Here is a 26,660-nt window from a genome sequence, read left to right as displayed (position 1 = left end):
CCGTTACTCTGCTTCCGGTGTGAAAGGTGTCAGCGGTGCATCTTCATCGCTGTCGAGCAGAATTTGTACACGCTGTTCGGCCTGTTGCAGCTTTTGCTGTCCCTGACGCGCCAGCTGGACGCCTTGCTCGAATTCATTCAGCGCCTCTTCTAAAGGCAATTCGCCTGATTCGAGGCGTGAAACGATCTGTTCCAGGTCGGCCAGAGCAGTTTCGAAATTGGCGGGTGGTGCAGATTTTTTCGGCATAATTCTCTTTCAATATCGTTGATCAGAATCGATGACCAGAGTGCTGAGACGGCAGGGTCGGCTCTCAGCTCCGGGAGACATTCCCGTTAAGCATGGCACTGCTGTTTGGTTTTGCGCGCAGAATATCCATTAAAAGTGATATACTCTGCGCCGCTGAGTTTATTGCTAAGCCCAATGTGGCACAAAACTTATGTTTCACAAACAAACATAAGGCTTAGCAATAATAGGATCCTAGATCCTTATTCAGCGACTTACTACCCCGTTTTTTAACCTGCTAACAAAAGACTGCCATGAAGTTTATCATTAAATTGTTCCCTGAAATCACCATCAAGAGCCAATCTGTGCGTTTGCGCTTCATTAAGATCCTCTCAAGCAGCATTCGCAACATTGTGCGACCGCATGATGAGACACTGGCAGTCGTTCGCCACTGGGATCATATCGAAGTTCGCAGCAAAGACGAAAGTAAACACGATCTTATCCAGGAATTGCTTTGCCGCATTCCGGGCATCCGCTATGTCGAAGAAGTGGAAGACCGCCCTTACACAGACGTTCACAATATTTTTGAACAGGCACTCGAAGCCTATCGTTCTGAAGTCGAAGGCAAAACTTTCTGCGTCCGTGTTAAACGTCGCGGCAAGCATGATTTCAGCTCCGGCGACGTAGAACGTTACGTGGGCGGCGGCCTGAACCAACACATCGAATCGGCGCGTGTCAACCTGACCTCGCCGGAAGTGACGGTGAAACTGGAAATCAACGACGATAAACTGGTGCTGGTGAAAAACCGTCTCGAAGGTCAGGGCGGTTATCCTATCGGTACGCAGGAAGACGTGATGTCACTCATTTCAGGCGGTTTCGACTCCGGCGTATCCAGTTATATGCTGATGCGTCGTGGCTGTCGTGTGCATTATTGCTTCTTTAACCTTGGCGGCGCGGCGCATGAAATCGGCGTGAAACAGGTGGCTCATTACCTGTGGAATCGTTTTGGCAGTTCGCACCGCGTGCGTTTTATCGCTATTGATTTTGAGCCGGTAGTTGGTGAGATCCTCGAAAAAATCGAAGACGGCCAGATGGGCGTCGTGCTGAAACGAATGATGGTGCGGGCAGCGTCTTCTATCGCGGAGCGTTATGGCGTTCAGGCGCTGGTGACCGGTGAAGCGCTGGGACAGGTTTCCAGCCAGACGCTGACCAACCTGCGTTTGATCGACAACGTTTCTGATACCCTGATCCTGCGTCCGCTGATTTCGCACGATAAAGAACACATCATCAAGATTGCCCGCGAAATTGGTACTGAAGATTTCGCCAAAACCATGCCGGAATATTGCGGTGTGATTTCGAAAAGCCCGACGGTGAAAGCGGTGAAAGCCAAAATCGAAGCGGAAGAGGCAATGTTCAATTTTGCCATCCTCGATAAAGTGGTCAGTGAAGCGCGTAACTGTGACATCCGTGAAATTGCTGAGCAGGCTGCTCAGGAAGTGCCGGAAGTAGAAACCGTCGCTGAGTTTGTTTCCACGGATATCGTGCTGGACGTTCGCGCCCCGGATGAAGTGGATGCGGATCCGCTGGCGCTGGAAAATGTCGAAGTGAAGGCGCTGGCGTTCTATAAACTGGCGACGCAGTTTGGCGATTTGGATCAGAGCAAAACCTATTTGCTGTATTGCGACCGCGGCGTGATGAGCCGTTTACAGGCGCTGTATCTGAAAGAACAGGGCTTTAATAATGTGAAAGTGTATCGTCCCTAGTTCAGCATTCCCGATGTAAAAAAGGGGTTCAGCATGGCTGAGCCCCTTTTTGTTTGCCGGTATCCTATCAGGATTCCCGGGCGCCTTCGTCGGTGTAATTATACATTCCCGGTGACAGCACCAGCTGCGCGGCGATTTCAGCTGCTTTGGTTTTCCCCAGCAGCAAATCGATAATCTTCAGGGCGAATTCCATCGATGTGCCCGGCCCCTGGCTGGTCAGCAGATTGACCCGTGGATCGAAAATCACCCGGCGATCTGACCATTTTATCGGATCAATTTTATCCCGCAGACCGGGGAAACCGGTCATGTTGCCGACTGGGAACAGATCGTGATATTCCAGAACCAGCGCGGGCGCCGCGCAGATCGCTGCCACAATGTTTCCGCTGATGTGCATCTGACGAACTTTCTCCACCAGCAGCGGGCTTTCGCTGAAACAGGTCGCACCGCCGAGGCCACCCGGCAGAACGATCGCGTCAAAATCGTCGTCTGCGACGTCTACCAGCGCAACGTCGGCCAAAATTCTTACCCCGCGTGAGCAGCGAATTTCCAGACTGCCGTCGCCCGCCACGCTGGCGGTTGTTACGTTAATTCCCGCACGAACCAGCAAATCAATGGTGGTTACCGCTTCAATCTCTTCGCTACCAGGTGCCAGGCAGACCAGAACTGATGCGCTCATAGTCGTTTTCCTTTCTTTTAATGTGTTCAAATATCCGGGTGTTTACAGGCAGGCTCAGCCCATGTTTGCGACCACGGCGCAGCACGTAACCGGTAATGTAATCAATTTCGGTGTGACGCTGATGCTGTATATCCTGCAACATCGAGGAGTGATTGGCCGCCGTGGTGTCGATCACCTGATAAACAAAACTCAGTAACGACTCGCTGTGGATCTCATAACCTTCGATCGCCATGACCTGCGCCACTTCCTGACAGATTTGCTCGATCTGTTGAGGATAACCGATCAAATCGCCGTTGGTGCATTCATGCAGCGCCGTCAGCGGATTGATCACGCAGTTGACTGCCAGCTTATTCCACAGTGATGGCCTGATATTATCGTGCCAGGCGACGTCGGGCAGGGCGTCATGTAACGTATCTGCCAGCGAACTCAGCGCTGCACCGCGCGGCGTCACCGGGCCGATGTGCGTCGTTCCTGCTGCAACGTGCATAATCGCATTGCCTTCGTGCCGGGCTGCATGCGTGGTGGCACCCTGTAAAATAGCAAAACGATTGGCGGGCAATTCATCCACTGTCCCCATGCCGTTATGCAACAACAGCAGGGTACAATTATCATTGAGCATCGGCATCAGCGCACTGACCGCGCCGGAAACCTGCCAGGCTTTCAGCGTTACCAGCAGCAGTTCGCTTTGTGCCAGATGCTGCGGATCGTTGGTTGGCATGTTGCGGTTAAACGCCGTGCCATCAGGGGAAATGACGTTTACTGCGCAGAAAGGTTGAGGAATGCGGATCCACCCCTGAACGTCGTGACCTTGCTGATAAAGCGCTGATAGCCAAAGTTGTCCCAGTGCACCGCAACCTAATACTGTTATTTTCATTGTGCCTCCTGGGTGATGCGGCGAAATACGCCGTGGTAATCGGTTGTTGAAAGAATATTCTGCTGTCCGGTTATCTTATTAGTATAGACATTCGTGCTGTAGATCACATTTTCACCTGCACTTTTTGACCATCGGGGCATTTTATGTTCGGTGCTGTGCTGTCGTTTGGCATCGACGGTTGAAGGCGGTATTATGCACGCCATATAACGTGCAATACAAAAACTACAGGGAGAAGCGATTATGCCGTCTTTTGACATTGTTTCCGAAATCGACATGCAGGAAGTGCGCAACGCCGTGGAAAATGCCAGCCGTGAGCTGCAAACCCGCTGGGATTTCCGCAACATTCCTGCCAGCTTTGATCTCAATGAAAAAAACGAGAGCATCAAAGTCGCCAGCGAATCAGATTTTCAGGTTAACCAGCTGGTCGATATTCTGCGTGAGAAGTTAGCCAAACGTGGCATTGAAGGCGGGGCGCTGGAAATTCCTGAGCAAATGGAGCACAGCGGTAAAACGTACAGCGTTGAAGCGAAACTGCATTCCGGAATTGAATCCGCCCTGGCGAAGAAACTCGTCAAACTGATTAAAGACAGCAAGATTAAAGTGCAGGCGCAGGTTCAGGGTGATGAAGTGCGTGTCACCGGTAAAGCGCGTGATGACTTGCAGGCCGTCATGGCGCTGGTGCGCAACGGTGATCTCGGACAACCGTTCCAGTTTAAAAACTTCAGAGATTAATGGCCTTTTTATACGGGCAAATGAAAAAGGGACGCTTAAGTTAAGCGTCCCTTTTTTTGATCAGTTACTTGCGCTGCCGCAGTCTTTTCACCAGTTCGAAATCTTTGAAGTAAATCGGTTTGTCATATTGCATCGACAAGTTTCCGGCTATCCCGGTCAGGATCGACATCGCGCCAGCACGGTGATCGGCAGCGCGCTTTAACGGATCCTCTCTGCGTTCGCCGAACAGATCTTCCAGCATGGCATTATCGCCGCCGCCATGGCCGCCTTCTCCCAGCTGGAATTGTGCCTTCCACGGCTCAGCAAATAGCGGATAAACAGTGATTTCTGCCTTCTCGATACTGCCTTCGTTCTCGCGTTTACCGCCGGCATTGACGTAGGACATCTCAACGATTTTCATTTCGATGCGCCCCTGAGTGCCGTTAAACACCACGTTCAACCCTTCCCATGGCAGATACGCGTTCAGCGCATACGTGAGCTGGACTTTGTTCTGATATTTCACCAGCACCGACAATGTATCTTCAATGTTGATACCGTCACTGAACACGCTTTGATCGCGGAAATAGTGATCTTCATGTTCAGCATCCAGATACAGCGTTTTGAGCTGGGCGTTGTCTTCCATGTGCAGCGCAAAGGGATCGTTCTGTGCCTGCGGATAGCCGTGAGCGCGGGGATAAAATTCTGTCACGCCGCGCTTCTCAGCGTTCTCTTTGCCGTAAAAACGCAGGTCACCCTGGGCATAGACTTTCTCCGGCGTACTGTTGAGCCAGAAATTCATCAGGTCAAAGTGATGTGTAGATTTGTGCACCAGCAGGCCACCGGAATTGCGTTTGTCACGGTGCCAGCGGCGGAAGTAATCGGCGCCGTGTTCGGTGTTGAGCAGCCATTCGAAATGCACAGACAGCACGTCGCCGATGGTGTCCTGCATCAGCAGTTCGCGGATTTTGCTGTGATGCGGCGCGTAGCGGTAGTTAAACGCCACCCGCACCTGAAAACCGGTGGCATCGACGGCATCGAGAATGCGCAGCGCACGATTTTCATCAATGGTCATCGGCTTTTCGGTGATCACATCACAACCGGCATGCAGGGCGCGGACAATATAATCATCATGGGTGCGATCCATACTGGTGACAATCACGATGTCAGGTTTGGTTTCCGTGAGCATGTCGCCAAAATCCGCGGCTTTCCAGGTCGGAACCGGTGCGATGTCATTCTGCACCAGTTGCTGATTGGCATAGTCCATGCGGGTCTGATTGGTGTCACAGAAGGCCACAAACTTTGCGTTGTGGCGGTATTTACCGGTGATCGCTTCAATGTATAAACCTGAGCGTCCGCCGGTGCCAACTAAAGCATAGGTTTTCATGAGATCCTCAAAAGGCCCGAAAGCCGTCATCACTGACAAAATTTTGTTAAGGAATTCTTGAGGATAATGATTGAGGAAAATTTTTAAGTGAGGAAAGTCACAAGGGAGGAGGAAAATGAAACGCTGTGCCATTTTTTAGCACAGCGTTTGATCTCAGGCGGCGCTGACCAGTTGTTCAAGCGCTTTACGGTTAGTCTGTTTGGTATCGACTTTCACGTAGGCACTGAATTCTTCCGGAACCACAACGGCCTCGGCCACGCCTGGCTGGGCCAGAATGCGTGCCTGCAGGGCGGAGTCTTTTACGGCCAGCTCAGAAAGCGTGATACGCAGGCTGCTGACATACGGCGGCTCGGTCATGGTTGCGCTGACCAGCAGCCAGACCACGGCAATAGCCGCACACAGCAGAAAGACCGCGTCGGCACCGGCGTTACCATAAACATATCCGCCTAAACTCCCGCCAATCGCCACGCCGATAAACTGGCTGGTGGAATACAGCCCCATCGCGGTACCTTTGTACCCGGCCGGAGATTCTTTACTGATAAGCGAGGGCAGAATGGCTTCCATGACATTAAAGGCCAGGAAGAACAGCTGGATACCCGCGATGACGACCCATAAATGCAGGCCCGCCGACCACAGTACCAGCTCAGCCAGTAACAATACGGCCACACAGCCCATAAAGACTTGCTTCATATGGCGCTTTTTCTCGGCATAAATAATCACCGGGATCACTGCAACAAACGACGTCAGCATGGTGACCAGATACACCCGCCAATGTTCAGCCGGCGGGAAACCTGCATGCTCCATCACTTGCGGTAATACCACGAAGCTCGACATCAGCAGGATGTGCAAACACAGAATGCCGAAATTCAGTTTCAGCAGTTTCGGGTTGTTGAGCACTTTGCTGAAGCTGCCTTTCACCATACTAGATTCCCGGTTCAGAATATGGGTGGCAGGGGAGGGGACTACGGCGACAGTGATGAGGATGGCGACCAGCGTCAGACCGGCGATCGCCCAGAATAACGCGTGTAAGCCCCAGGCGTGAGTGATGACAGGCCCGAGTACCATGGCAATCGCAAAGGTCACACCGAAGCTGATGCCGATAAACGCCATCGCTTTGGTGCGGTTCTGCTCGCGGGTCAGATCTGACAATAACGCCATCACGGCGGCGGCGATGGCGCCGGAACCTTGCAGGGCACGACCGATGATCACGCCCCAGATAGAATCGGTGGAAGCAGCCACGATGCTGCCGATACAGAAGATAATTAAACCAAAGACGATCAGTGGTTTACGGCCAACGCGGTCAGACATCAACCCAAACGGGATCTGGAATACGGCTTGCGCCAGACCATAAATACCGATTGCGATGCCGATCAGCGTTTCGCTGGCACCGGATAACGCCATACCGTAGGTGGTCAGGACGGGTAACACCATGAACATGCCAAGCATGCGTAAAGAAAAAACTGTCCCTAGTCCCCATGTTGCCCGACTTTCCTGCGGGGTCATCTGGTTATCGTTCACATTACTACCTCAAAATAACAATCGTGCATTGTAGTGCTTTTGGCGAGTTAGGGTAAAACGATGGATCTTTAGCAGATATTACGGGTTTGCTTTCCGTCAGAATAAAAGAAAAGGCCAGTATCGCTACTGGCCTTTCAGTGTGCTGATTATCGGAATGAATGACAGCGCGTCAGGCTAACAGCTCAAGTTACCAAACGTAGGTTAACATCGACGTCGGTGTTGAACTGAAATCCACAGACATCATGAAACTCAGCGACATGATGGTGATGATAGAGAAGCCAAACAGCTTTCTCGCCCAGACCACATCGTTCTCCGCTTTGTAACCTTTCAACGCCATGCCAAGCCACCAGACGCTCACCGCACCGGCGACAATCAGGTATTTATACCCTGCGTAGCCGCTCAGGGTCAGCATCAGCGTGGCAATCATAAACGCCAGAATGTAGACGGTAATATGATGCTTGGCGACGGAAATGCCTTTGACAACCGGCAGAACCGGGATGCCTGCAGCCTGATAATCTTTAAAGCGGAAGATGGCAATCGCGTACGAGTGCGGCATCTGCCACAGGCTGAAAATCAGAAGCAGGATCAACGCACCGGTATCGAACTGGCCGGAAACGGCACAGTAACCAATGACCGGTGGCGCCGCGCCAGACAAGCTGCCAATCAACGTGCCGTAGACCGAATTGCGTTTCATGTACAGGCTGTAAACGCCGACATAAATCACAAAGCCCATCACCGCCAGCCACATGGCCAGCGGGTTGGCACCGATATACAACAACGCAAAGCCCACAATACCCAGAATAGTGGCGTAAACCAGGGTTGTTTTCGGCGGAATAAGTCCTTTTACCAGGGCCCTGTTCTTCGTTCTTTCCATGATCCGGTCGATGTCGCGGTCGATGAAGTTGTTAAATACACAACCCGATGCGACGACCAGCGAAACGCCCACCAAAGTGGCGAGAAAGAGTGGGAAGTCGATGTTGCCTTTGGCAGCAAGGAGAAATCCCCCGATGACAGAAATTAAGTTGCCGAAAATAATTCCTGGTTTCGTTACTTGCAGGTATTGCTTAATCATCACGTGCAGCTCGGCTCTTTAACTGACCATCATATTGAGGTTGAGGTTATACATAATCCACAATGAGCCCACAACGACGATAAAGATAATCACAGCGGTGAACAGAAATGCCACCAGATTCCAGCGCGCTTCCGATGCAGTGCTTAAGTGCAGGAAGAACACCAGATGGACAACGATCTGGATGACCGCGGATGCAACCACGGTGCCAATGATCAGTGAATGCGAAGCAGTATCGCTCATGACCATGGCAAACGGGATAACCGTCAGGATCACTGACAGGATGAAGCCAATCAGGTATGACTTCACGCTGCCGTGGCTTGCGCCGCCGTGGGAAGTGGCAGAATGACTCATGCTAATACCCCCATCAGATAAACAACGGTGAATACACAGATCCAGACAACGTCCAGGAAGTGCCAGAACAGGCTAAGACACATCAGACGGGTTTGGTTAACGGCGTTCAGACCACGACGGCTCACCTGTACCATCATCACGATGATCCAGATAAGACCGCAGGTTACGTGGATCCCGTGGGTGGCGACCAGCGCAAAGAAGGCCGACAGGAAACCACTGCGATCCGGGCCATAACCTTCTTTGATCAGGTGATGGAATTCGTAAACTTCCATGCAGATGAAGCCAAGACCGAACAGGAAGGTCAGGAACAACCAACCATTGACCGCTTTGACGCTGCCCTTGTTCATGCCCAACATCGCCATGCCGTAAGTAATACTACTGAACAGCAGGAAGAAGGTTTCTACCAGAACGAACGGCAGTTCAAAAATATCTTTACCAGTCGGTCCACCCGCAGTCCCGTGCACCAGTACCGCGTAAGTTGCGAACAAGCTCGCAAACAGTACGCAGTCACTCATCAGGTAGATCCAGAAGCCAAAGACTTTGGTCTCGCCCGCATCGTGGTGCCCATGCTCTGCATGGGCTGCGTCGTGGTTAGTCAGGGTATCAGTTGCCATGTTTCACACCTGCTTTACGGATTTGTTCATGATGTAGATTCTCAATACGTTCGACTTCTTCAGCTGATACGTAGTAATCAACATCTTCGTCGAAGCTTTTCACAATCCAGGAAACCACCAGAGCCAGGAAGCTTAATGCTGCCAGCCACCAGATATCCCAGATTAATGCGAAACCGCAAACCAGACTCAACATAGCGATGATGAAGCCTGCGCCGCTGTTACGTGGCATATGAATTTGTTCATATTTTGCAGGTTGCTTGTACGCGTTGCCTTTCTCTTTCATGTCCCAGAACTCATCGCGGTCGTGAATTTGCGGCACGATAGCGAAGTTATAGAACGGAGGAGGAGAAGAGGTTGACCATTCCAGAGTACGTGCATCCCACGGGTCACCGGTCAGATCACGGTTCTGGTCGCGGTCGCGAACGGAAACGAAGATCATGATCAGCTGGCACAGGATACCGATAGCAATCAGCGCCGCACCGCATGCCGCAATAACCAGCAGCGTATGGAACTCAGGATCGATATTCTGGCTGACACGACGGGTCATACCCATGAAGCCCAGAACGTACAGCGGCATGAATGCAACGAAGAAACCGATGATCCAGAACCAGAATGAACGTACGCCCCATTTCTCATTCAGCGTGAAGCCGAAGGATTTAGGGAACCAGTAAGTCAGACCTGCGAAGCAACCGAAGACCACACCACCGATGATAACGTTGTGGAAGTGAGCAATCAGGAACAGGCTGTTGTGCAACACGAAGTCAGCACCCGGAACCGCCAACAGAACGCCAGTCATACCGCCCACAGAGAAGGTGACGATAAAGCCAACGGTCCACAGCATCGCCGCATTCAGCGTGATACGGCCCTGGTACATGGTGAACAGCCAGTTGAAGATTTTAACCCCGGTAGGGATGGAAATGATCATCGTCATGATGCCGAAGAAGGCATTGACGTTAGCGCCTGAACCCATGGTGAAGAAGTGGTGCAACCAAACGACGAACGACAACACGGTGATGGCGATCGTTGCCCATACCAGTGAGGTGTAACCGAACAGACGTTTTTTGGAGAATGTTGCCGTGACTTCAGAGAACACACCAAATACTGGCAGAACCAAAATGTACACTTCCGGATGGCCCCAGGCCCAAATCAGGTTGATGTACATCATCATGTTGCCGCCCATATCATTCGTGAAGAAATGGGTGCCCAGATAACGGTCCAGCGTCAGCAATGCAACAGTCACGGTCAGAATCGGGAAGGACACGATAATCAACACGTTGGTGCACAGTGCGGCCCAGGTAAATACCGGCATTTTCATCAGCGGCATACCCGGTGCGCGCATCTTCAGGATGGTCGCAAAGAAGTTAACACCAGTCAGCAAGGTACCAATACCGGATATCTGTAGACTCCATATCCAATAATCGACCCCCACGCCCGGACTGTATTCCTTACCAGACAACGGCGGATAGGCCAACCAACCGGTCTGTGCGAACTCACCGACACCCAGAGAGATGTTGATCAGTACCACAGCGGCAGCGGTGAACCAGAAGCTGACGTTGTTCAGGAACGGGAACGCAACGTCGCGCGCACCGATCTGTAAAGGAACGACTACGTTCATCAAACCGATAACGAAAGGCATCGCCATGAAGAAAATCATGATCACGCCGTGCGCGGTAAAGATTTGGTCGTAGTGGTGAGGAGGCAGGAAGCCAGGTTCTCCCGCAGACGCGAGCACCTGCTGGCTACGCATCATGATGGCATCGGCAAAGCCACGCAACAGCATGACGAAGGCCAGAATGATGTACATGATACCTAATTTTTTGTGGTCGACGGAGGTGATCCACTCGGTCCACAGGTACTTCCACTTGCCGAAATAGGTCAGCGCGGCAACGACTGCCAGACCGCCCAAAATGATTGCGGCAACGGTGACCATGATAATCGGTTCATGATACGGAACCGAATCAAGCGTTAATTTTCCGAACATCGTTTATTCCTCGGCTCCGGCTGCGTGAGACTGTCCACCCATATCCATGCCTTTCATGTCACTGCCGGCTGGCATTGGCATGGTATGACCTTCTGGCGCTGCCTTCATGTCATGCATGGAGTATTTGCCAATGATTTCTTTGAACAGACCCGGTTTTGCTACAGAGAAGTATTCGACCGGGTTGTCGATGCTCTGTGCTGCCAGTTTGTTGAAGTCATCAGTGGTTGCCAGTTGGTTCGGTGCACTTTTCACTTTCGCTACCCAGGTGTCGAAATCGCCACGGGTTGGGGTCGCAATTGTGTTGAACTTCATGCCAGAGAAACCACGGCCACTGAAGTTTGACGAGATGCCTTTGTAGGTACCGGCTTCATTTGCAATCAAATGCAACTGAGTCTGCATACCGGCCATCGCGTAAATCTGTCCGCCTAACTGAGGAATAAAGAACGAGTTCATGACAGAGTCTGAAGTGACTTTGAATTGAACAGGCACGTCTTTCGGGATAACCAGTTCGTTAACAGTGGCGATGCCCTGTTCCGGATAAATGAACAACCATTTCCAGTCCAGAGAAACGACTTCTACCGTCATCGGTTTTTGGTCAGATACGATTGGCTTGAACGGATCAAGCGCATGGGTGGTCTTCCAGGTAATCGTTGCCAGAATGGCAATGATAATAATTGGAACAGTCCAGACGACGGCTTCAATTTTGTTGGAGTGTGACCAGTTAGGACTGTAGGTTGCTTTTGTATTGGAAGCACGGTACTTCCAGGCAAACGCAAACGCCATGATAATAACTGGAATAACAACGATCAGCATTAAACCGATCGCCGTCAAAATCAGCGTTCTCTGTTCAAGTCCAATTGCTCCCTTGGGATCCATCAATGCCGTATTGCAACCGCTTAACATTAACGCGGAGGCAAATAAGGACAACATCCCAATACTTTTATTGTATTTCTTAAGTCTCATCTAACGACCTCAATAACTAGGGCTCTATTGTCGCTTCAGGTGTGCGGGCATTTTACGGGAAGGTTGCAGGACTGTAAACACGCTTAAACAAGTGTCAAAGCGCTGTTGACACTTTATGTTAACGCAGTCACACATGTCACGGATCGTGACAATTCACAGTGGGCAACAATATGTTGCGTATAGATTTTTTTCTATAGTGATGAAAAACAAGGGGTGACGGAATTTGTAAATATTATTCTCACTGATTATCCGGCCGTAAGGTTTAATTAATGTTAAATTAATGTAGATTTCAGGTGAAATAAAAAGCATGAAATGCGTGACGGAAAAATAGAACTGAGAATATTATTTTTTTTGGCGGTAAATTGTTGAGCAATATTTATAGATGGATTGTTAAATCAAATCCGCCATTCATTTTGAAAATGAATGGCGGGAAAATCATGCCCGGGCAGTGCGGCGCAGGGAGAGAAAATCGAGCAGGCTCCCAAGAACAATCCCCACCAGACAGATCAGCGCGCCGCTTTCCAGAAGCCGTATCGTCAGCGATGGCCACGACGCCCAGCCCAGGCTGTTGAGTATCAGCGTTATCAGCCATAAACCCAGCAGTGCACTGCCAACAATCATGCAACGCAACGCCCAGCGATACGGCGTGCCAAAATGGATCCGCGGCAGGAAACTGTCGGTTTTCTGCGTGTATTCCAGCGTGTCGCGGCAGACTGCCAGCAGCAGCAAGCCGGGTACGGCAGCCACGATAGAGAACAGGTAAAACCACGGCCAGCCGTAGGCTTCAACAAACCAGCCTGCAATCGGACCGACATAAACACGACCCACGGCAGAAAGGGCGGAAAGTAGTGCAAACTGCGTGGCGGAGAAGGAGCGGTTGCACAACGTCATCAGCAAGGCGACGAATGCCGCAGTGCCCATGCCGCCGCACAGATTTTCGAAGAAAATCGCCGCGCCCATGGAATACAGATGCTTATCGGTGACGGCGAGGATCCAGTAACCCGCATTCGAGACGGCCTGCAAAATCCCAAAAAGCATCAGCGCGCGGAACAGGCTCAGACGCTGCATCAGCATTCCGCCTAACAGGGCACCGATGATTGTCGCCAGAAGCCCCAGCGATTTGTTAATAAGCCCGACCTCTCCGGCGTTAAATCCAACGCCGCGGATCAAAAATGTGGTACTCAGGCTGCCTGCAAACGCATCGCCCATTTTGTACATCACGATCAGCAGTAAAATAAGCCAGGCATTGTTACGGCCAAAAAAGTCTTTTAACGGCGCCACCACGGCCATTTCCATGGTGCGCGGTGCGGGCTGTGAATTTTCAGGCTCAGGCGCCATCAGCGTAGCCAATACGCCGCACAGCATCAGGGCGGCCATCAACCAGTACATGTGCTGCCAGCCGAGATAACGATCGGCCAGCCATAATGCCAGCCCGCCGGACACCAGCATCGCCAGCCTGTAGCCCAGCACCGACACCGCCGCACCGTTTCCGCGCTCTTGCGCAGGCAATAAATCCGTCTTATAGGCGTCGAAGACGATGTCCTGGGATGCTGAGGCAAAGGCAATCAAAACCGCCAGGGCCGCCAGCCAGAAAAGATCTTTTGAAGGATCCATAAAGCCCATCGCAAAAATGGCCACTACCAGCAGCAGTTGCGTCAGTACCAGCCAGCCGCGCCGACGCCCGAGAAAAGAGGGCGTGTAGCGATCCATCATCGGCGACCACAGGAATTTGAACACGTACGCCTGCCCGACCAGCGAAAAAACACCGATTGTTTTCAGGTCGACATTCTCGACCGTCATCCACGCCTGCAAGGTGCCAGAGGTCAGCGCCAGCGGCAAACCGGAGGCAAAGCCCAGCAGAAGTAAAATGAGGGTATTTCGCTGTGTGAAAATCTTAAAGTACTGACTGATCATGAAAAGTATGTTCCTGCTAACCGGTGAAAGAGTGGCGCATGGGCATAATAAAGGAAGGGATGATTATCGGGGAGTAAATTCACTGACTTTATAAAGCATTCTGCCCGGACTCGCCGGGCAGAATGGATTGCACAGAATTAAACCGAAGCTTAGCGTGCGTTAGCTTTGATGAAATCGCTGATGCTGGTGTCTGACGCCATGTCGCTGATGACATCGCCCAGCGTGGTATTCACCGCGTTGGTGATCTTCGCGTTGGTGGCTGACAGTGCACCCTGAACATTGTACGTCGAGCGGTAGTTCTTCACCTGCTTGCTGCCGTTTTTCGCGGTAGCAATGATGGAGATGTCTGCTTTCGTGGTGATGTTGTAACGCAGGTTGCCTTCCTGCACGTCTGCATACAGGTTGTTCACCACGATTTGCAGATCGACTGCGCCATCAGCACCGATCATGTAACCACGGGCAGTCATTTGTTTTTCCAGAGATTCCTGCAACAGGAAACGCAGATCGCGGGAAGGTGTCAGGGAAATCAGCTGGCCGTCACGGTTCACTTTCGCCAGTGCCTGATCCTGACGCTGGTCAGCGCCGTTGATGCTGATGGTGATGCCCTGAAGCGTTGGATCCTGCGAAGGCAGAACAATTTTCGGCGACACGTCCAGCGTGTTGGTGCTGGTGGCGCAACCTGCCAGCATCAGCATCGCCAGAACGGGAAAAATGATTTTCTTTAACATGTGTGTTTTCTCAATATTTATAAGGGAATAGTGCTCAAAAATATGCCGACATCATAACATTGCCATTTGCGGGTGGAAGTCCCAACAATCTGGAAAAGCGATTTTTTAGCGTTTTTTTTCATCAGGAAAGCGGATTACGAACTTCATGCGTGGCGAAGCCGCGATTTCTTTGACAGACTGAGCGCCGTTTTTATCAATCATTCTTATAAATTTTTTAATGTGATTAACGTGGACGTCGGAAAACAGCCTATTCTTTAAGGGTAGGGAATGAAAGTGAAGGAATGTTACTGAAGGGAACCCGACGGGCGCAGTTCTCTGCTGATGCGGTGTAAGGAGATAGCGATGATTCGTGAGCAAATAGAAGCAAAATTGGCTGAGGCATTCGAGCCCTCGTTTCTGGAAGTGACTGACGAAAGCTATCGTCATAATGTACCGGCAGGCTCAGAAAGCCATTTTAAAGTCGTTATGGTGTCCGATAAATTCCTGGGAGAGCGTTTTCTGGCGCGGCACCGGGCTATTTATGGCCACTTAACCGAAGAACTCGCAGGCAGCGTCCATGCGCTGGCATTACACACCTACACCCGTAAAGAATGGGAAGGGTTACAGGACACGGTACCGGCATCGCCGCCGTGTCGTGGTGCCGGAACAATGGCCTGATCGTCGCGATCTGATTCACAAAAGGCATAAATATCGTCGTTTGACGCAGTATCACTGGAACTTTCCTTGTCAGATGCGGTATTAGTAGATGCGAATTTCATGAAACGGCCCGCGGGCCGTTTTTGTTTTTCTTACGACCGGCAGACGATAAGGGCAGTTTTCGCCTCTGCATCGACCGCATTTTTCGAAGGATCGAGTTCCCGTGTGAGTTTCCCTCCCGTGCAACAGACACCGTCCTCGACTCAATGCGTCTGCGTCGCTATAATGTCGCGTCTAATTTTTCCGGAATGGTTTCGGACGCTCTCGAATACAGGGCTACGTTCTGATACAGAACTGTCCCGGTTCTTAGAAGTCGTTTTCAAGGTAAGTTTGCGCTCATCTTGAGAACGACTTCTGGAGTTGACCGAGCACTGTGATTTTTTTTTGAGGTAACAAGATGCAAGTTTCTGTTGAAACCACTCAAGGCCTTGGGCGCCGCGTAACGATTACTGTTCCTGCTGAAAGCATTGAAAAAGCAGTGAGCAGTGAACTGATCAACGTCTCTAAAAAAGTACGTATTGACGGCTTCCGTAAAGGCAAAGTACCAAGCCACATCATCGAACAGCGTTATGGCGCGTCAGTACGTCAGGACGTACTGGGTGATCTGATGCAACGCAACTTTGTTGATGCAATCATCAAAGAAAAAATCAATCCAGCTGGCGCACCTAACTACATCCCGGGTGAGTACAAGCAGGGTGAAGACTTCAACTTCTCCGTAGAATTCGAAGTGTACCCGGAAGTTGAGCTGAAAGATCTGGAAAACATCGAAGTTGAAAAACCTGTTGTTGAAGTTAACGACGCTGATGTTGATACCATGCTGGAAACTCTGCGTAAGCAACAAGCTGACTGGAAAGAAACGGATGCAGCAGTCACCGCAGAAGACCGCGTTACTGTAGATTTCTCCGGTTCTATCGACGGCGAAGATTTCGAAGGCGGCAAAGCCTCTGATTTCGTACTGGCTATGGGCCAGGGCCGCATGATCCCAGGCTTCGAAGAAGGTCTGGTCGGTCACAAAGCCGGTGAAGAATTCACGATTGACGTGAACTTCCCGGAAGATTACCACGCTGAAAATCTGAAAGGTAAAGCGGCTAAGTTCGTTATTACCCTGAAGAAAGTTGAAGAGCGTGAGCTGCCAGAACTGACCCCAGAATTCATCAAACGTTTCGGCGTGGCTGATGGTTCTGTTGACGGTCTGCGTGCTGAAGTGCGTAAAAATATGGAACGTGAGCTGAAAGGTGCTGTTCGTAACCGCATCAAAACTCAGGCAATCGACGGTCTGGTCAGCGCTAACGAAATCGACGTGCCAGCGGCACTGATCGACGGCGAAGTTGACGTTCTGCGTCGCCAGGCTGCACAGCGTTTTGGTGGCAACGAAAAACAAGCGCTGGAATTGCCACGCGAGTTGTTCGAAGAGCAAGCCAAACGTCGCGTTGTTGTCGGTCTGCTGCTGGGCGAAGTGATCAGCCAGCACGAACTGAAAGCTGACGAAGATCGCGTTAAAGCGCTGATCGAAGAAATGGCTTCTGCGTACGAAGATCCACAGGAAGTTGTTGAGTTCTACAGCAAAAACAAAGAGCTGATGAACAACATGCGTAACGTCGCGCTGGAAGAACAAGCGGTCGAAACTCTGTTGTCTAAAGCGAAAGTGACTGAAAAAGCCACTACCTTTACCGAGCTGATGAACCAGACTCAACCTGCATAATTTTATTGCACGTTGCTGAATCTGTCCGCAGATTCACCTCCTGAAGCCCGCAGTTTTCACTGCGGGCTTTTTATTTGCCAAAAATCAGGTATTTTTGTTTTGACTGTTGTTTTTGCACTATATTTAGCTCTATAAGGCACAACCTACGTAGAAACGTTCGATATTCATCAGCAACAGTGATGTGAACGGCTCAAATTGGGGGAGAAAGAAAAGAATTATCACGGCAGGCTTGAAAAAGGGGCCTAAATCCCCCAATTGATAAACACGAACTTAGGTAAATTTGTAGTCAGAATCTGACTGATAACGACCGTCAGGCGTGTAAATGGCGACTTGGCCGCTTGAGCATAGTCATGTGTGTCTATCTCAAGTAGAATCGGTTTTAAATAGCGCCAAACAGAATCTATTAGGAGACGGTTATGTCATACAGTGGTGAAAGAGAGCAATTTGCACCAAACATGGCGTTGGTACCCATGGTGGTTGAGCAAACTTCACGGGGCGAGCGTTCATACGACATCTTCTCCCGTCTGCTTAAGGAACGCATCATCTTCCTGACCGGCCAGGTCGAAGACCATATGGCTAACCTGATTGTTGCCCAGATGCTGTTTCTGGAAGCAGAAAGCCCGGAAAAAGACATCTACCTTTACATCAACTCACCGGGTGGCGTGATCACTGCCGGGATGTCGATTTATGACACCATGCAGTTCATCAAGCCAGACGTCAGCACAATTTGTATGGGTCAGGCTTGTTCAATGGGCGCGTTCCTGTTGACTGCGGGTGCAGAAGGTAAGCGTTTCTGCCTGCCAAACTCACGCGTGATGATCCACCAGCCGCTGGGCGGTTTCCAGGGGCAGGCAACGGATATCGAGATCCATGCGAAAGAAATCCTGAAAGTGAAATCCCGTATGAATGAGCTGATGGCGAAACATACCGGCAAGACACTGGAAGAAATTGAGCGCGATACAGAGCGTGACCGTTTCCTGTCTGCTGATGAGGCTGTACAGTACGGTTTAGTGGATTCCGTATTTACCCATCGTGCCTGACGGCTCAATTGTGCCGGGCTGATGGTCTATAGTTATACTCATACGGAGGTTATCCGGGCGGATATTTTCCTGTGAAGGAAAAAGAGTACATCACAGATGACACTTTTCCGCCCGATGTGAGTCATAACATGAATGAACAGACATCAGCCATCATGCGGCTGTTGTGTAATATGGTCGTGTCGCAGTGTTATTGTAACGCTGCGGGACTGATACTAGAGAAGAGGTTTACTGATGACAGATAAGCGCAAAGACGGTTCAGGAAAGCTGCTGTACTGCTCTTTTTGCGGCAAAAGCCAGCATGAAGTGCGTAAGCTGATTGCCGGGCCGTCAGTGTATATCTGCGATGAATGTGTCGATTTATGTAATGACATTATTCGCGAAGAGATTAAAGAAGTCGCGCCACACCGCGAACGCAGTGCTTTACCGACGCCGCACGAAATCCGTCAGCACCTTGACGATTACGTTATCGGTCAGGAACCTGCGAAGAAAGTGTTGGCCGTGGCGGTGTATAACCACTACAAACGCTTGCGCAATGGTGACACCAGCAATGGTATCGAATTGGGCAAAAGTAACATTCTGCTGATCGGGCCTACCGGTAGCGGTAAAACGCTGCTGGCTGAAACCCTGGCGCGTTTCCTGGATGTGCCATTCACTATGGCCGATGCCACCACACTGACCGAAGCCGGTTACGTGGGGGAAGATGTTGAAAACATCATTCAGAAACTGCTGCAGAAATGTGATTACGACGTTCAGAAAGCGCAACGCGGTATTGTTTACATTGACGAAATCGACAAGATTTCCCGCAAGTCTGACAACCCATCGATTACACGTGACGTGTCCGGTGAAGGTGTTCAGCAAGCGTTGCTGAAACTGATTGAAGGTACGGTTGCCGCTGTGCCGCCGCAGGGCGGACGCAAGCACCCACAGCAGGAATTCCTGCAAGTTGATACGTCGAAAATCCTCTTTATCTGTGGTGGTGCGTTTGCCGGCCTGGATAAAGTGATTGGTCAGCGTATCAACACCAGTACCGGTATTGGTTTTGGTGCTGAAGTTAAAGGCAAAGAGCAAAAAGCCACTGAAGGTCAGTTGCTGGCACAGGCTGAACCGGAGGATTTGATCAAATTTGGTCTGATCCCTGAGTTCATTGGCCGTCTGCCTGTGGTGGCAACCCTGAGTGAACTGAATGAAGAAGCACTGATTCAAATTCTGAAAGAGCCGAAAAATGCCCTGACTAAGCAATATCAGGCGTTATTCAATCTGGAAGGCGTTGAACTGGAATTCCGCGATGAAGCGCTGATTGCGATTGCTAAAAAAGCCATGAACCGTAAAACCGGTGCCCGTGGCCTGCGCTCAATCGTTGAAGCCGCACTGCTGGATACTATGTATGATCTGCCGTCGCTCGACGATGTGGAAAAAGTGGTGATTGATGAATCCGTCATTGCGGGCCAGTCAGAACCTCTGATGATTTATGGCAAACCCGAGGCGCAGCAAGCGTCTGGTGAATAATTAGCCAAACTATCCAGAGAGTTAGCCACAAAATGGGGGATTTAGTCCCCCATTTTTTTTTCGCACATTCTTATCGTTGAATGTCGGACATTCATCCCCATATACTCAGTTAACGACTTGCTGAAACCCGTCTGACTCGTGTTTCACGAGATTTCCTTAACCTGGCGGAAGCTAAACTAAGAGAGAGCTCTATGAACCCTGAGCGTTCTGAACGCATAGAAATCCCCGTATTGCCTCTGCGCGATGTGGTGGTTTATCCGCACATGGTGATCCCGTTGTTTGTTGGCAGGGAAAAATCGATTCGGTGCCTTGAAGCCGCGATGGATCACGACAAAAAAATCATGCTGGTTGCGCAGAAAGAAGCGTCTACCGATGAGCCGGGCGTTAACGATCTCTTCTCCGTAGGTACGGTTGCCTCAATATTACAAATGCTGAAGCTGCCGGATGGCACTGTAAAAGTGCTGGTGGAAGGGTTACAACGCGCACGCATTACCACGCTTTCTGACAGTGGTGAGCATTTTGCTGCCCAGGCAGAATACCTTGAATCTCCTGCCGTGGATGAACGCGAGCAGGAAGTCTTGGTACGCACAGCGATTAATCAGTTTGAAGGCTACATCAAGCTGAACAAAAAAATCCCGCCAGAGGTGCTGACTTCACTCAACAGCATTGAAGATGCTGCACGTCTGGCTGACACCATTGCTGCACATATGCCCCTGAAACTCGCTGACAAACAGTCCGTACTGGAAATGTTTGATATCACCGAGCGTCTTGAGTATTTGATGGCGATGATGGAATCGGAAATCGATCTGTTACAGGTTGAGAAACGCATCCGTAACCGTGTCAAAAAGCAGATGGAAAAGAGCCAGCGCGAGTACTATCTGAATGAGCAAATGAAAGCGATTCAGAAAGAACTTGGCGAAATGGACGACACGCCTGATGAGCATGAGGCGCTGAAACGCAAAATCGAAGCGGCTAAAATGCCGAAAGAAGCGCGTGAAAAAACAGAAGCTGAACTGCAAAAGCTGAAAATGATGTCGCCGATGTCCGCCGAAGCCACCGTTGTTCGTGGTTATATCGACTGGATGCTTCAGGTGCCATGGAATGCCCGCAGTAAAGTGAAAAAAGATCTGCGTAAAGCGCAGGAAGTTCTGGATACCGATCACTTTGGCCTCGAGCGTGTTAAAGATCGCATTCTTGAGTATCTTGCAGTGCAGACGCGCGTCAGCAAAATCAAAGGGCCGATCCTGTGTCTGGTAGGGCCTCCGGGTGTGGGTAAAACGTCACTGGGTCAGTCCATCGCGCGTGCTACAGGGCGTGAATATGTCCGTATGGCGTTGGGTGGGGTGCGTGATGAAGCGGAAATCCGCGGTCATCGCCGTACTTACATTGGTTCCATGCCGGGCAAACTGATCCAGAAAATGGCGAAAGTTGGGGTGAAAAACCCACTGTTCCTGCTCGATGAAATCGACAAAATGTCTTCTGACATGCGTGGCGATCCGGCTTCAGCCCTGCTTGAAGTGCTCGATCCTGAGCAAAACGTTGCGTTCAACGATCACTATCTGGAAGTCGATTATGACCTGTCAGACGTGATGTTTGTCGCAACGTCGAACTCAATGAACATCCCGGCACCGCTGCTTGACCGTATGGAAGTGATCCGTCTTTCCGGTTATACCGAAGATGAAAAACTGAACATCGCTAAACAGCATTTGTTGCCGAAACAGATCGAACGTAATGCACTTAAAAAGAACGAACTGACGGTAGATGACAGTGCGATTATCGGCATCATTCGTTTCTATACCCGTGAAGCGGGCGTGCGTAGTTTAGAACGTGAGTTGTCTAAACTCTGCCGTAAAGCGGTTAAACAATTGCTGATGGATAAAGCCATCAAGCACATTGAAATTAACGGCGATAATCTGAAGGATTTCCTCGGCGTTCAGAAGGTCGATTATGGCCGTGCGGATACCGAAAACCGTGTAGGCCAGGTGACGGGTCTGGCGTGGACCGAAGTGGGCGGCGAGCTGCTGACTATCGAAACGGCCTGCGTACCGGGCAAAGGTAAGCTGACGTATACCGGTTCTCTCGGTGAAGTGATGCAGGAATCCATTCAGGCCGCGCTGACGGTTGTGCGTGCACGCGCTGACAAACTGGGCATCAACCCTGACTTCTACGAAAAACGTGATATTCACGTTCACGTACCTGAAGGGGCGACACCGAAAGACGGTCCGAGTGCCGGTATTGCAATGTGTACCGCACTGGTGTCTTGTCTGACGGGTAACCCGGTTCGCGCCGACGTGGCGATGACGGGCGAGATCACCTTGCGCGGTCTGGTTCTGCCAATCGGTGGGTTGAAAGAGAAACTGCTGGCTGCACACCGTGGTGGTATCAAAGTGGTGCTGATCCCTGACGATAACAAACGCGATCTGGAAGAAATTCCAGCGAACGTATTGGCAGACCTCGAGATCCATCCGGTTAAGCGCATTGATGATGTTCTGAACTTCGCACTGCAAAATCCAGCTTACGGTGCATTACCGGTAGCGGCAAAATAGTGACGTCGACTTACACAGTTGAATAAAACTCAGGCTGGCAGGTGAAATCTCACTTGCCAGCTTTTTTTTGTGCCGTTAAGTTAGTCAACGGTCAGAAGGTTTCAGGCTGCTTTCAGTCGCTTGCATAGCCCTGACAAGATTGATATAACAGCAGCGCGGTCACGTCCGAAGGGAAATTCGGCGTGATGAGAGAATTTTAAGAGGGGATGAAAAGAGTGAATAAGTCACAATTGATCGACAAAATTGCTGCCGGTGCTGATATTTCTAAAGCCGCAGCGGGACGTGTTTTGGATGCTGTTCTTGCATCTGTGACGGATACCCTGAAAGCTGGGGAAGAAGTCGCTCTGGTAGGTTTTGGTACGTTTTCAGTGCGTGAACGTTCAGCACGTACCGGCCGTAACCCACAGACCGGTAAAGAAATCAGCATTGCAGCAGCTAAAGTACCTGGCTTCCGTGCAGGTAAAGCGCTGAAAGATGCCGTTAACGGCTAATTACCCGAAGGGCTGACGTCAAATCTGTGTGAAGCGCATCACTGATGCCTGTTTACTCAGGTCTGGTTGTTAAACAATAACCTGACGTCACCGGGCTGGTAAGGTAAGATACAAGGCGCATCGAAAACGGTGCGCTTTTTTTATTACAGCGGAGTGTTGCCTCACTATGATGGACAATTTACGCGCGGCGTCCAATAACGTCGTGCTCAAAATCATTCTGGCCCTGATTATTCTGTCCTTTATTTTGACAGGGGTGGGCAACTACCTGGTCGGCGGTTCAGGCGACTATGCAGCGAAAGTGAATGGTCAGGAAATCGGTCGTGCACAGCTGGAACAAGCAGTGCAAAACCAGCGTAGCCGACTGCAGCAACAGCTTGGAGATCAATTCTCTGCGCTGGCGGGCAGCGATGGTTATATGCAGCAGTTGCGCCAGGAATCCCTGAACAACCTGATTGACGTCACTTTGCTGGATCAGTATTCCAAAAAGCTCGGCATTGCCGTCAGCGACCAGCAGATCAAAGACGCGATTTTTGCGACCCCACAATTCCAGACTAATGGCCGTTTCGACAACGCCAAATACCTGCAAAGCATCCAGAGCATGGGTTACAGCGCAGATAATTTTGCTCAGTTAATGAAACAGCAATTGATCAGCCAGCAGCTCGAACAAGCCTACGGTCAGACCGACTTTATTCTGCCTGTTGAAAGCACAACGCTCGGCGCGTTGATCCTGCAAACCCGTGATGTGCATACGGCAACGCTGGACACAGACACGCTGGCCGCTAAACAACAAGTCACTGATGCAGAAGTGCAGGCGTTCTACGACCAAAACAAGAATAACTTCTTGTCCCCTGAGCAGGTGAAAGTCAGCTACATCGAAATGGATGCCGCGGCCATGCAGGGTAAAGCCGACGTGACTGATGCCGACATCAGCGCGTACTACGACCAGCATAAGAACGAGTTTGGCCAGCCTGAACGTCGTCGTTACAGCGTAATCGTCCTGAAAACTCAGGCTGACGCTGATGCGGTCGCTACCCAACTTAAAAGCGGTTCTGATTTCGCAGAACTGGCGAAAACTAAATCTACCGATGCACTGAGTGCGAAGCAGGGTGGGGATTTAGGCTGGATGGAACCTGAAACCACATTGCCAGAATTCAAAAGCGCCAATCTGACCACCAAAGGTCAGGTTTCCGGTGTAATTAAATCGGACAATGGTTTCTTCATCCTGCGTCTTGAAGACATCAAACCTGAACAGGTTAAGCCTCTGACTGAAGTGCGCGCCAGCATCACTGATAAGCTCAAACAAGAGAAATCACTGGATGCTTACTATGCGCTGCAGCAGAAAGTCAGTGAAGCCGCGACGAACGACAACGAGTCTCTGGCTTCGGCTGAAGAAGTTGCCGGTGTGAAAGCGGTACACACTGACTGGTTCACTCAGAATCAAATCCCGGCAGGCATCAACTTCAAACCTGTTGTGCAGGCGATTTTTGAGGGTGGCCTGATTGGTCAGGACGGTGCTCCTGGCAGTAACTCTGACATCATTACTGTTGATGGCGATCGTGCGTTTGTCATTCGTGTCGATGCGCACAAAGCCGAAGGCGTTAAGCCTTTTGCTGAAGTGAAAGATCAGGTGACTACATTGGTTAAACGCCAGAAAGCACAAGATCAGGCACGCATGGAAGGCGAGAAACTGCTGACAGCCCTGAAAGAGGGTAAAGGCGATGACGCAATGAAAGCCGCAGGTCTGAGTTTTGGTGATGTGCAGAAAGTACAGCGCAGCCAGCAGCCTTCTGCTTTTGAAGAAAATGTCTTCGCATTGCCGCATCCACAGAAAGACCAGGCCGTTTACGGCTTGTCTCAGGATCCAAAAGGGAACAGCGTGTTGATTAAACTCACTGCCGTTACCCCGGGTGCTGTGCCGGAAGCGGATGCCGCACGTTTTGCGCAGGAAATGCAACAAACCTCCTCAAACGTGACCTTTGATGCGCTGCTGACAAACCTGCGTCAGGAAGCAAAAATCAAGTTCGGTTCTGCTGCACAAAACCAGTAAACGCCGCAAAGTTTTGCAACGCGTTGCAACAAACAAAGGCCGCTTTCGCGGCCTTTTCCACATCTGAAAGTTGCCCATTGTCCGGTTTTTATTCCTGATGCACTCTCTCCGTGCTGTCAAACACATGGAGGATACAGCATGAAAAAACTAGGCATTACATCACTCTCTCTCGCTCTGGCTCTTGGGCTTTCAACGTTGCCTGTGATGCTACAGGCCGCACCCAATGCATCCGGTACTGTAGCCACGACATCTGTGGCACCGGCAACAACGGCGGGGAAAGTGGCGGGTCCGCAGGTGAAAAAAGAGCAGACCGCGGTGGCTGATGACACCACCGTCAGCATTAATACGGCCACAGCGGAAGAGTTTGCCAGGGCGATGAACGGTGTAGGGATGAAGAAGGCGCAGGCCATTATCAGCTACCGTGAAGAACTCGGGCAATTCACTGATATTGAACAGCTTCGCGAAGTGCCGGGTATTGGCGCTGCACTGTTTGAACGTAACAAGGACCGTCTGAAATTGTGACGGATGTCGCGGCGGCGAACCCTAAACGGGTGCCGCCGTTTTCTTCTGCTAATCTCTTAAGACATCTGACCAGTTTGGTTTGTACCTCAGGCGAGACGCAGGAGTTTTTTAATCACTATGCATACGTTTATTAAAGTTCGTGGTTTTCACATCGATGTTTACCAGCATGTTAACAATGCACGTTATCTGGAATTTCTGGAAACCGCTCGCTGGGAATGGCTGGACAATCAGTCCGGCTTCCAGTGGATGAGCCAAAACAACATTGCTTTCATTGTGGTAAATATCAACATCAATTACCGCAAGCCTGCGGTGCTCGGGGATGTTTTACGCATCGACAGCAGCCTTCAGCAGCTGAATGGTCGCAGCGGGGTCATTGAGCAGGTGGTGACCCGTGAGGGCGATGTCGTGGCGGATGCTACGCTGACCTTCGTGTGTATTGATTTACGCACACAAAAGGCATTACCGCTGGAAGGTGAGTTGCTGGAAAGATTACGTGAACTTGAGCTGGAAAATGACGCGGCCAATCATGAATGACTGACATAACCGCGGGCGGCGAAAGGGCTGCCCGCGGTTATCCGTAAGGTACTTTAACGCAGACCGGTTTTCTTTTTCAGACTGGCCATCACGCCCGCCTGATCTTGCTGATACTGTTGAAGCCCGTTGGCGCGCAGGTGGCAGGCGGCACACTCACCACACCCGTCACCGGCGATGCCGTTGTAACAGGTCAGAGTATGATGGCGAACCAGACTGAGCTGCTGATAATAATCTGCCAGCGCCCAGGTTTCGGCTTTGTTCAGCCACATCAACGGGGTTTCAAAACGCACATCGCGCGCCAGACCCAAAGACACTGCATGATTCAGCGCTTTGACAAATTCATCACGACAATCCGGGTAGCCGGAGAAATCGGTTTCGCACACACCGGTAATGACCGCTTCTGCCTGGATCTGATAAGCGTAAATGGCCGCCAGTGTCAGGAACAGAATATTACGACCCGGTACAAATGTGCTTGGTAAACCGCCTTCAGTTTCTTCACCAAAGCCCGGTACCGGAATGTTATCGCGAGTCAGGCTGCTGACCGCCAGTTCGTTGAGCAAACCGACATCCAGCACTTTGTGGGCACGCGCGCCCAACTGCACTGACAGTTTTTGCGCGATCTCAATCTCAGCACGATGTCGCTGACCGTAATCGAAAGTGACGCAATGTACTTCGTCATACTCTTTTAACGCCTGAATCAGACAGGTTGTTGAATCTTGTCCACCGCTAAAAACCACCACTGCTCTTTTCATTCTGATTTCCTGTTTACTGAACTGACCGCGCATCGGGCAGCAAAATCACGCTC

General features: G+C 50.8%; 24 protein-coding genes. 11 read left to right on the top strand and 13 right to left on the bottom strand.

The features are described from left to right. Positions 1-3: 3 nt before the first annotated feature. Entirely contained in the window at positions 4-246 is a 243-nt protein-coding gene (gene xseB / locus ED901_RS11985; RefSeq protein ID WP_056771029.1) for an exodeoxyribonuclease VII small subunit, read from the bottom strand. 290 nt (positions 247-536) lie between these two features. Here xseB and thiI point away from each other — a divergent pair, with 290 nt between their 5' ends. Then, entirely contained in the window at positions 537-1,985 is a 1,449-nt protein-coding gene (gene thiI / locus ED901_RS11980; protein WP_056771033.1) for a tRNA uracil 4-sulfurtransferase ThiI, read from the top strand. A 67-nt stretch (positions 1,986-2,052) separates the two neighbouring features. On the opposite strand, the gene yajL is transcribed toward thiI, so the two are convergent. Then, positions 2,053-2,661: a protein deglycase YajL gene (gene yajL, locus ED901_RS11975; protein ID WP_122096012.1), complete on the bottom strand. Its 609-nt coding sequence runs from the start codon at positions 2,659-2,661 to the stop codon at positions 2,053-2,055. Then, complete coding sequence (gene panE, locus ED901_RS11970) at positions 2,624-3,535, bottom strand: 2-dehydropantoate 2-reductase (protein WP_056771038.1); 912 nt, start codon at positions 3,533-3,535, stop codon at positions 2,624-2,626. Before panE ends, yajL begins: the two co-directional genes overlap by 38 nt. A 240-nt stretch (positions 3,536-3,775) precedes the next feature. Between panE and ED901_RS11965 the strand changes: the two genes are divergently transcribed. Beyond that, positions 3,776-4,267: a YajQ family cyclic di-GMP-binding protein gene (locus ED901_RS11965; protein WP_056771041.1), complete on the top strand. Its 492-nt coding sequence runs from the start codon at positions 3,776-3,778 to the stop codon at positions 4,265-4,267. A 64-nt stretch (positions 4,268-4,331) separates the two neighbouring features. On the opposite strand, the gene ED901_RS11960 is transcribed toward ED901_RS11965, so the two are convergent. From ED901_RS11960 to ED901_RS11920, 9 genes are all read right to left on the bottom strand, one after another. Further along, on the bottom strand, positions 4,332-5,630 hold the full coding sequence (locus tag ED901_RS11960; protein ID WP_122096124.1) for a Gfo/Idh/MocA family protein: 1,299 nt from the start codon (positions 5,628-5,630) through the stop codon (positions 4,332-4,334). Positions 5,631-5,783: 153 nt separating this feature from the next. Next, a complete protein-coding gene (locus tag ED901_RS11955; RefSeq protein ID WP_162997858.1) occupies positions 5,784-7,148 on the bottom strand; it encodes an MFS transporter in 1,365 nt (454 codons plus the stop codon). A 187-nt stretch (positions 7,149-7,335) separates the two neighbouring features. Continuing rightward, the gene (gene cyoE / locus ED901_RS11950) at positions 7,336-8,220 is read right to left on the bottom strand and encodes a heme o synthase (protein WP_056771048.1); all 885 of its coding nucleotides are present in this window, start codon (positions 8,218-8,220) and stop codon (positions 7,336-7,338) included. Positions 8,221-8,238: 18 nt separating this feature from the next. Continuing rightward, entirely contained in the window at positions 8,239-8,571 is a 333-nt protein-coding gene (locus tag ED901_RS11945) for a cytochrome o ubiquinol oxidase subunit IV (RefSeq protein ID WP_056771051.1), read from the bottom strand. Continuing rightward, positions 8,568-9,185 carry a cytochrome o ubiquinol oxidase subunit III gene (locus ED901_RS11940; RefSeq protein ID WP_056771054.1) on the bottom strand — a complete coding sequence of 206 codons (618 nt, stop codon included), beginning with the start codon at positions 9,183-9,185 and terminating at the stop codon, positions 8,568-8,570. Before ED901_RS11940 ends, ED901_RS11945 begins: the two co-directional genes overlap by 4 nt. Further along, on the bottom strand, positions 9,175-11,166 hold the full coding sequence (gene cyoB / locus ED901_RS11935) for a cytochrome o ubiquinol oxidase subunit I (RefSeq protein WP_056771058.1): 1,992 nt from the start codon (positions 11,164-11,166) through the stop codon (positions 9,175-9,177). The genes ED901_RS11940 and cyoB overlap by 11 nt, the downstream gene beginning before the upstream one ends. A gap of 3 nt (positions 11,167-11,169) precedes the next feature. Further along, a complete protein-coding gene (gene cyoA / locus ED901_RS11930) occupies positions 11,170-12,129 on the bottom strand; it encodes a cytochrome o ubiquinol oxidase subunit II (RefSeq protein ID WP_056771061.1) in 960 nt (319 codons plus the stop codon). A gap of 435 nt (positions 12,130-12,564) precedes the next feature. Next, positions 12,565-14,043: a muropeptide MFS transporter AmpG gene (gene ampG, locus ED901_RS11925; RefSeq protein ID WP_122096011.1), complete on the bottom strand. Its 1,479-nt coding sequence runs from the start codon at positions 14,041-14,043 to the stop codon at positions 12,565-12,567. Between the two features lie 149 nt (positions 14,044-14,192). After that, positions 14,193-14,771, bottom strand: coding sequence for a lipoprotein (locus ED901_RS11920; RefSeq protein WP_056771066.1), 579 nt, complete (start codon positions 14,769-14,771; stop codon positions 14,193-14,195). 342 nt (positions 14,772-15,113) lie between these two features. On the opposite strand from ED901_RS11920, the gene bolA reads away from it, so the two are divergent. From bolA to ED901_RS11865, 9 genes are all read left to right on the top strand, one after another. Continuing rightward, a complete protein-coding gene (bolA, locus tag ED901_RS11910) occupies positions 15,114-15,428 on the top strand; it encodes a transcriptional regulator BolA (RefSeq protein ID WP_056771073.1) in 315 nt (104 codons plus the stop codon). 436 nt (positions 15,429-15,864) lie between these two features. Next, positions 15,865-17,169, top strand: coding sequence for a trigger factor (gene tig, locus ED901_RS11900; RefSeq protein WP_056771077.1), 1,305 nt, complete (start codon positions 15,865-15,867; stop codon positions 17,167-17,169). Between the two features lie 416 nt (positions 17,170-17,585). Further along, positions 17,586-18,209, top strand: a complete 624-nt coding sequence (gene clpP, locus ED901_RS11895) for an ATP-dependent Clp endopeptidase proteolytic subunit ClpP (protein ID WP_056771081.1) — start codon at positions 17,586-17,588, stop codon at positions 18,207-18,209. Between the two features lie 231 nt (positions 18,210-18,440). Further along, entirely contained in the window at positions 18,441-19,715 is a 1,275-nt protein-coding gene (clpX, locus tag ED901_RS11890) for an ATP-dependent protease ATP-binding subunit ClpX (protein ID WP_056771083.1), read from the top strand. A gap of 191 nt (positions 19,716-19,906) precedes the next feature. Next, positions 19,907-22,261, top strand: a complete 2,355-nt coding sequence (gene lon / locus ED901_RS11885; RefSeq protein WP_056771086.1) for an endopeptidase La — start codon at positions 19,907-19,909, stop codon at positions 22,259-22,261. Positions 22,262-22,476: 215 nt separating this feature from the next. Next, the gene (hupB, locus tag ED901_RS11880; RefSeq protein ID WP_056771982.1) at positions 22,477-22,752 is read left to right on the top strand and encodes a nucleoid-associated protein HU-beta; all 276 of its coding nucleotides are present in this window, start codon (positions 22,477-22,479) and stop codon (positions 22,750-22,752) included. Positions 22,753-22,918: 166 nt separating this feature from the next. Continuing rightward, the gene (ppiD, locus tag ED901_RS11875; RefSeq protein ID WP_122096010.1) at positions 22,919-24,799 is read left to right on the top strand and encodes a peptidylprolyl isomerase; all 1,881 of its coding nucleotides are present in this window, start codon (positions 22,919-22,921) and stop codon (positions 24,797-24,799) included. Positions 24,800-24,937: 138 nt separating this feature from the next. Next, entirely contained in the window at positions 24,938-25,321 is a 384-nt protein-coding gene (locus ED901_RS11870; protein WP_122096009.1) for a helix-hairpin-helix domain-containing protein, read from the top strand. A 117-nt stretch (positions 25,322-25,438) separates the two neighbouring features. Continuing rightward, positions 25,439-25,855, top strand: a complete 417-nt coding sequence (locus tag ED901_RS11865; RefSeq protein ID WP_122096008.1) for a YbgC/FadM family acyl-CoA thioesterase — start codon at positions 25,439-25,441, stop codon at positions 25,853-25,855. A gap of 53 nt (positions 25,856-25,908) precedes the next feature. Here the strand turns inward: ED901_RS11865 and queC are convergent, their stop codons facing one another. Next, positions 25,909-26,607, bottom strand: a complete 699-nt coding sequence (gene queC, locus ED901_RS11860) for a 7-cyano-7-deazaguanine synthase QueC (protein ID WP_122096122.1) — start codon at positions 26,605-26,607, stop codon at positions 25,909-25,911. Between the last annotated feature and the right edge of the window lie 53 nt (positions 26,608-26,660).

Source organism: Rahnella sp. Larv3_ips, from assembly GCF_003697865.1.
GTDB lineage: Bacteria > Pseudomonadota > Gammaproteobacteria > Enterobacterales > Enterobacteriaceae > Rahnella > Rahnella rivi.
The sequence above is the reverse complement of the archived record's forward strand: the minus strand, read 5'-3'. Positions and strand labels throughout refer to the sequence as shown.

Bases quoted from the DNA above. Each gene is read 5' to 3' on its own strand.
- xseB (WP_056771029.1), bottom strand. From the start codon at position 246: ATGCCGAAAAAATCTGCACCACCCGCCAATTTCGAAACTGCTCTGGCC.
- thiI (WP_056771033.1), top strand. From the start codon at position 537: ATGAAGTTTATCATTAAATTGTTCCCTGAAATCACCATCAAGAGCCAA.
- yajL (WP_122096012.1), bottom strand. From the start codon at position 2,661: ATGAGCGCATCAGTTCTGGTCTGCCTGGCACCTGGTAGCGAAGAGATT.
- panE (WP_056771038.1), bottom strand. From the start codon at position 3,535: ATGAAAATAACAGTATTAGGTTGCGGTGCACTGGGACAACTTTGGCTA.
- ED901_RS11965 (WP_056771041.1), top strand. From the start codon at position 3,776: ATGCCGTCTTTTGACATTGTTTCCGAAATCGACATGCAGGAAGTGCGC.
- ED901_RS11960 (WP_122096124.1), bottom strand. From the start codon at position 5,630: ATGAAAACCTATGCTTTAGTTGGCACCGGCGGACGCTCAGGTTTATAC.
- cyoE (WP_056771048.1), bottom strand. From the start codon at position 8,220: ATGATTAAGCAATACCTGCAAGTAACGAAACCAGGAATTATTTTCGGC.
- ED901_RS11945 (WP_056771051.1), bottom strand. From the start codon at position 8,571: ATGAGTCATTCTGCCACTTCCCACGGCGGCGCAAGCCACGGCAGCGTG.
- ED901_RS11940 (WP_056771054.1), bottom strand. From the start codon at position 9,185: ATGGCAACTGATACCCTGACTAACCACGACGCAGCCCATGCAGAGCAT.
- cyoB (WP_056771058.1), bottom strand. From the start codon at position 11,166: ATGTTCGGAAAATTAACGCTTGATTCGGTTCCGTATCATGAACCGATT.
- cyoA (WP_056771061.1), bottom strand. From the start codon at position 12,129: ATGAGACTTAAGAAATACAATAAAAGTATTGGGATGTTGTCCTTATTT.
- ampG (WP_122096011.1), bottom strand. From the start codon at position 14,043: ATGATCAGTCAGTACTTTAAGATTTTCACACAGCGAAATACCCTCATT.
- ED901_RS11920 (WP_056771066.1), bottom strand. From the start codon at position 14,771: ATGTTAAAGAAAATCATTTTTCCCGTTCTGGCGATGCTGATGCTGGCA.
- bolA (WP_056771073.1), top strand. From the start codon at position 15,114: ATGATTCGTGAGCAAATAGAAGCAAAATTGGCTGAGGCATTCGAGCCC.
- tig (WP_056771077.1), top strand. From the start codon at position 15,865: ATGCAAGTTTCTGTTGAAACCACTCAAGGCCTTGGGCGCCGCGTAACG.
- clpP (WP_056771081.1), top strand. From the start codon at position 17,586: ATGTCATACAGTGGTGAAAGAGAGCAATTTGCACCAAACATGGCGTTG.
- clpX (WP_056771083.1), top strand. From the start codon at position 18,441: ATGACAGATAAGCGCAAAGACGGTTCAGGAAAGCTGCTGTACTGCTCT.
- lon (WP_056771086.1), top strand. From the start codon at position 19,907: ATGAACCCTGAGCGTTCTGAACGCATAGAAATCCCCGTATTGCCTCTG.
- ppiD (WP_122096010.1), top strand. From the start codon at position 22,919: ATGATGGACAATTTACGCGCGGCGTCCAATAACGTCGTGCTCAAAATC.
- ED901_RS11870 (WP_122096009.1), top strand. From the start codon at position 24,938: ATGAAAAAACTAGGCATTACATCACTCTCTCTCGCTCTGGCTCTTGGG.
- ED901_RS11865 (WP_122096008.1), top strand. From the start codon at position 25,439: ATGCATACGTTTATTAAAGTTCGTGGTTTTCACATCGATGTTTACCAG.
- queC (WP_122096122.1), bottom strand. From the start codon at position 26,607: ATGAAAAGAGCAGTGGTGGTTTTTAGCGGTGGACAAGATTCAACAACC.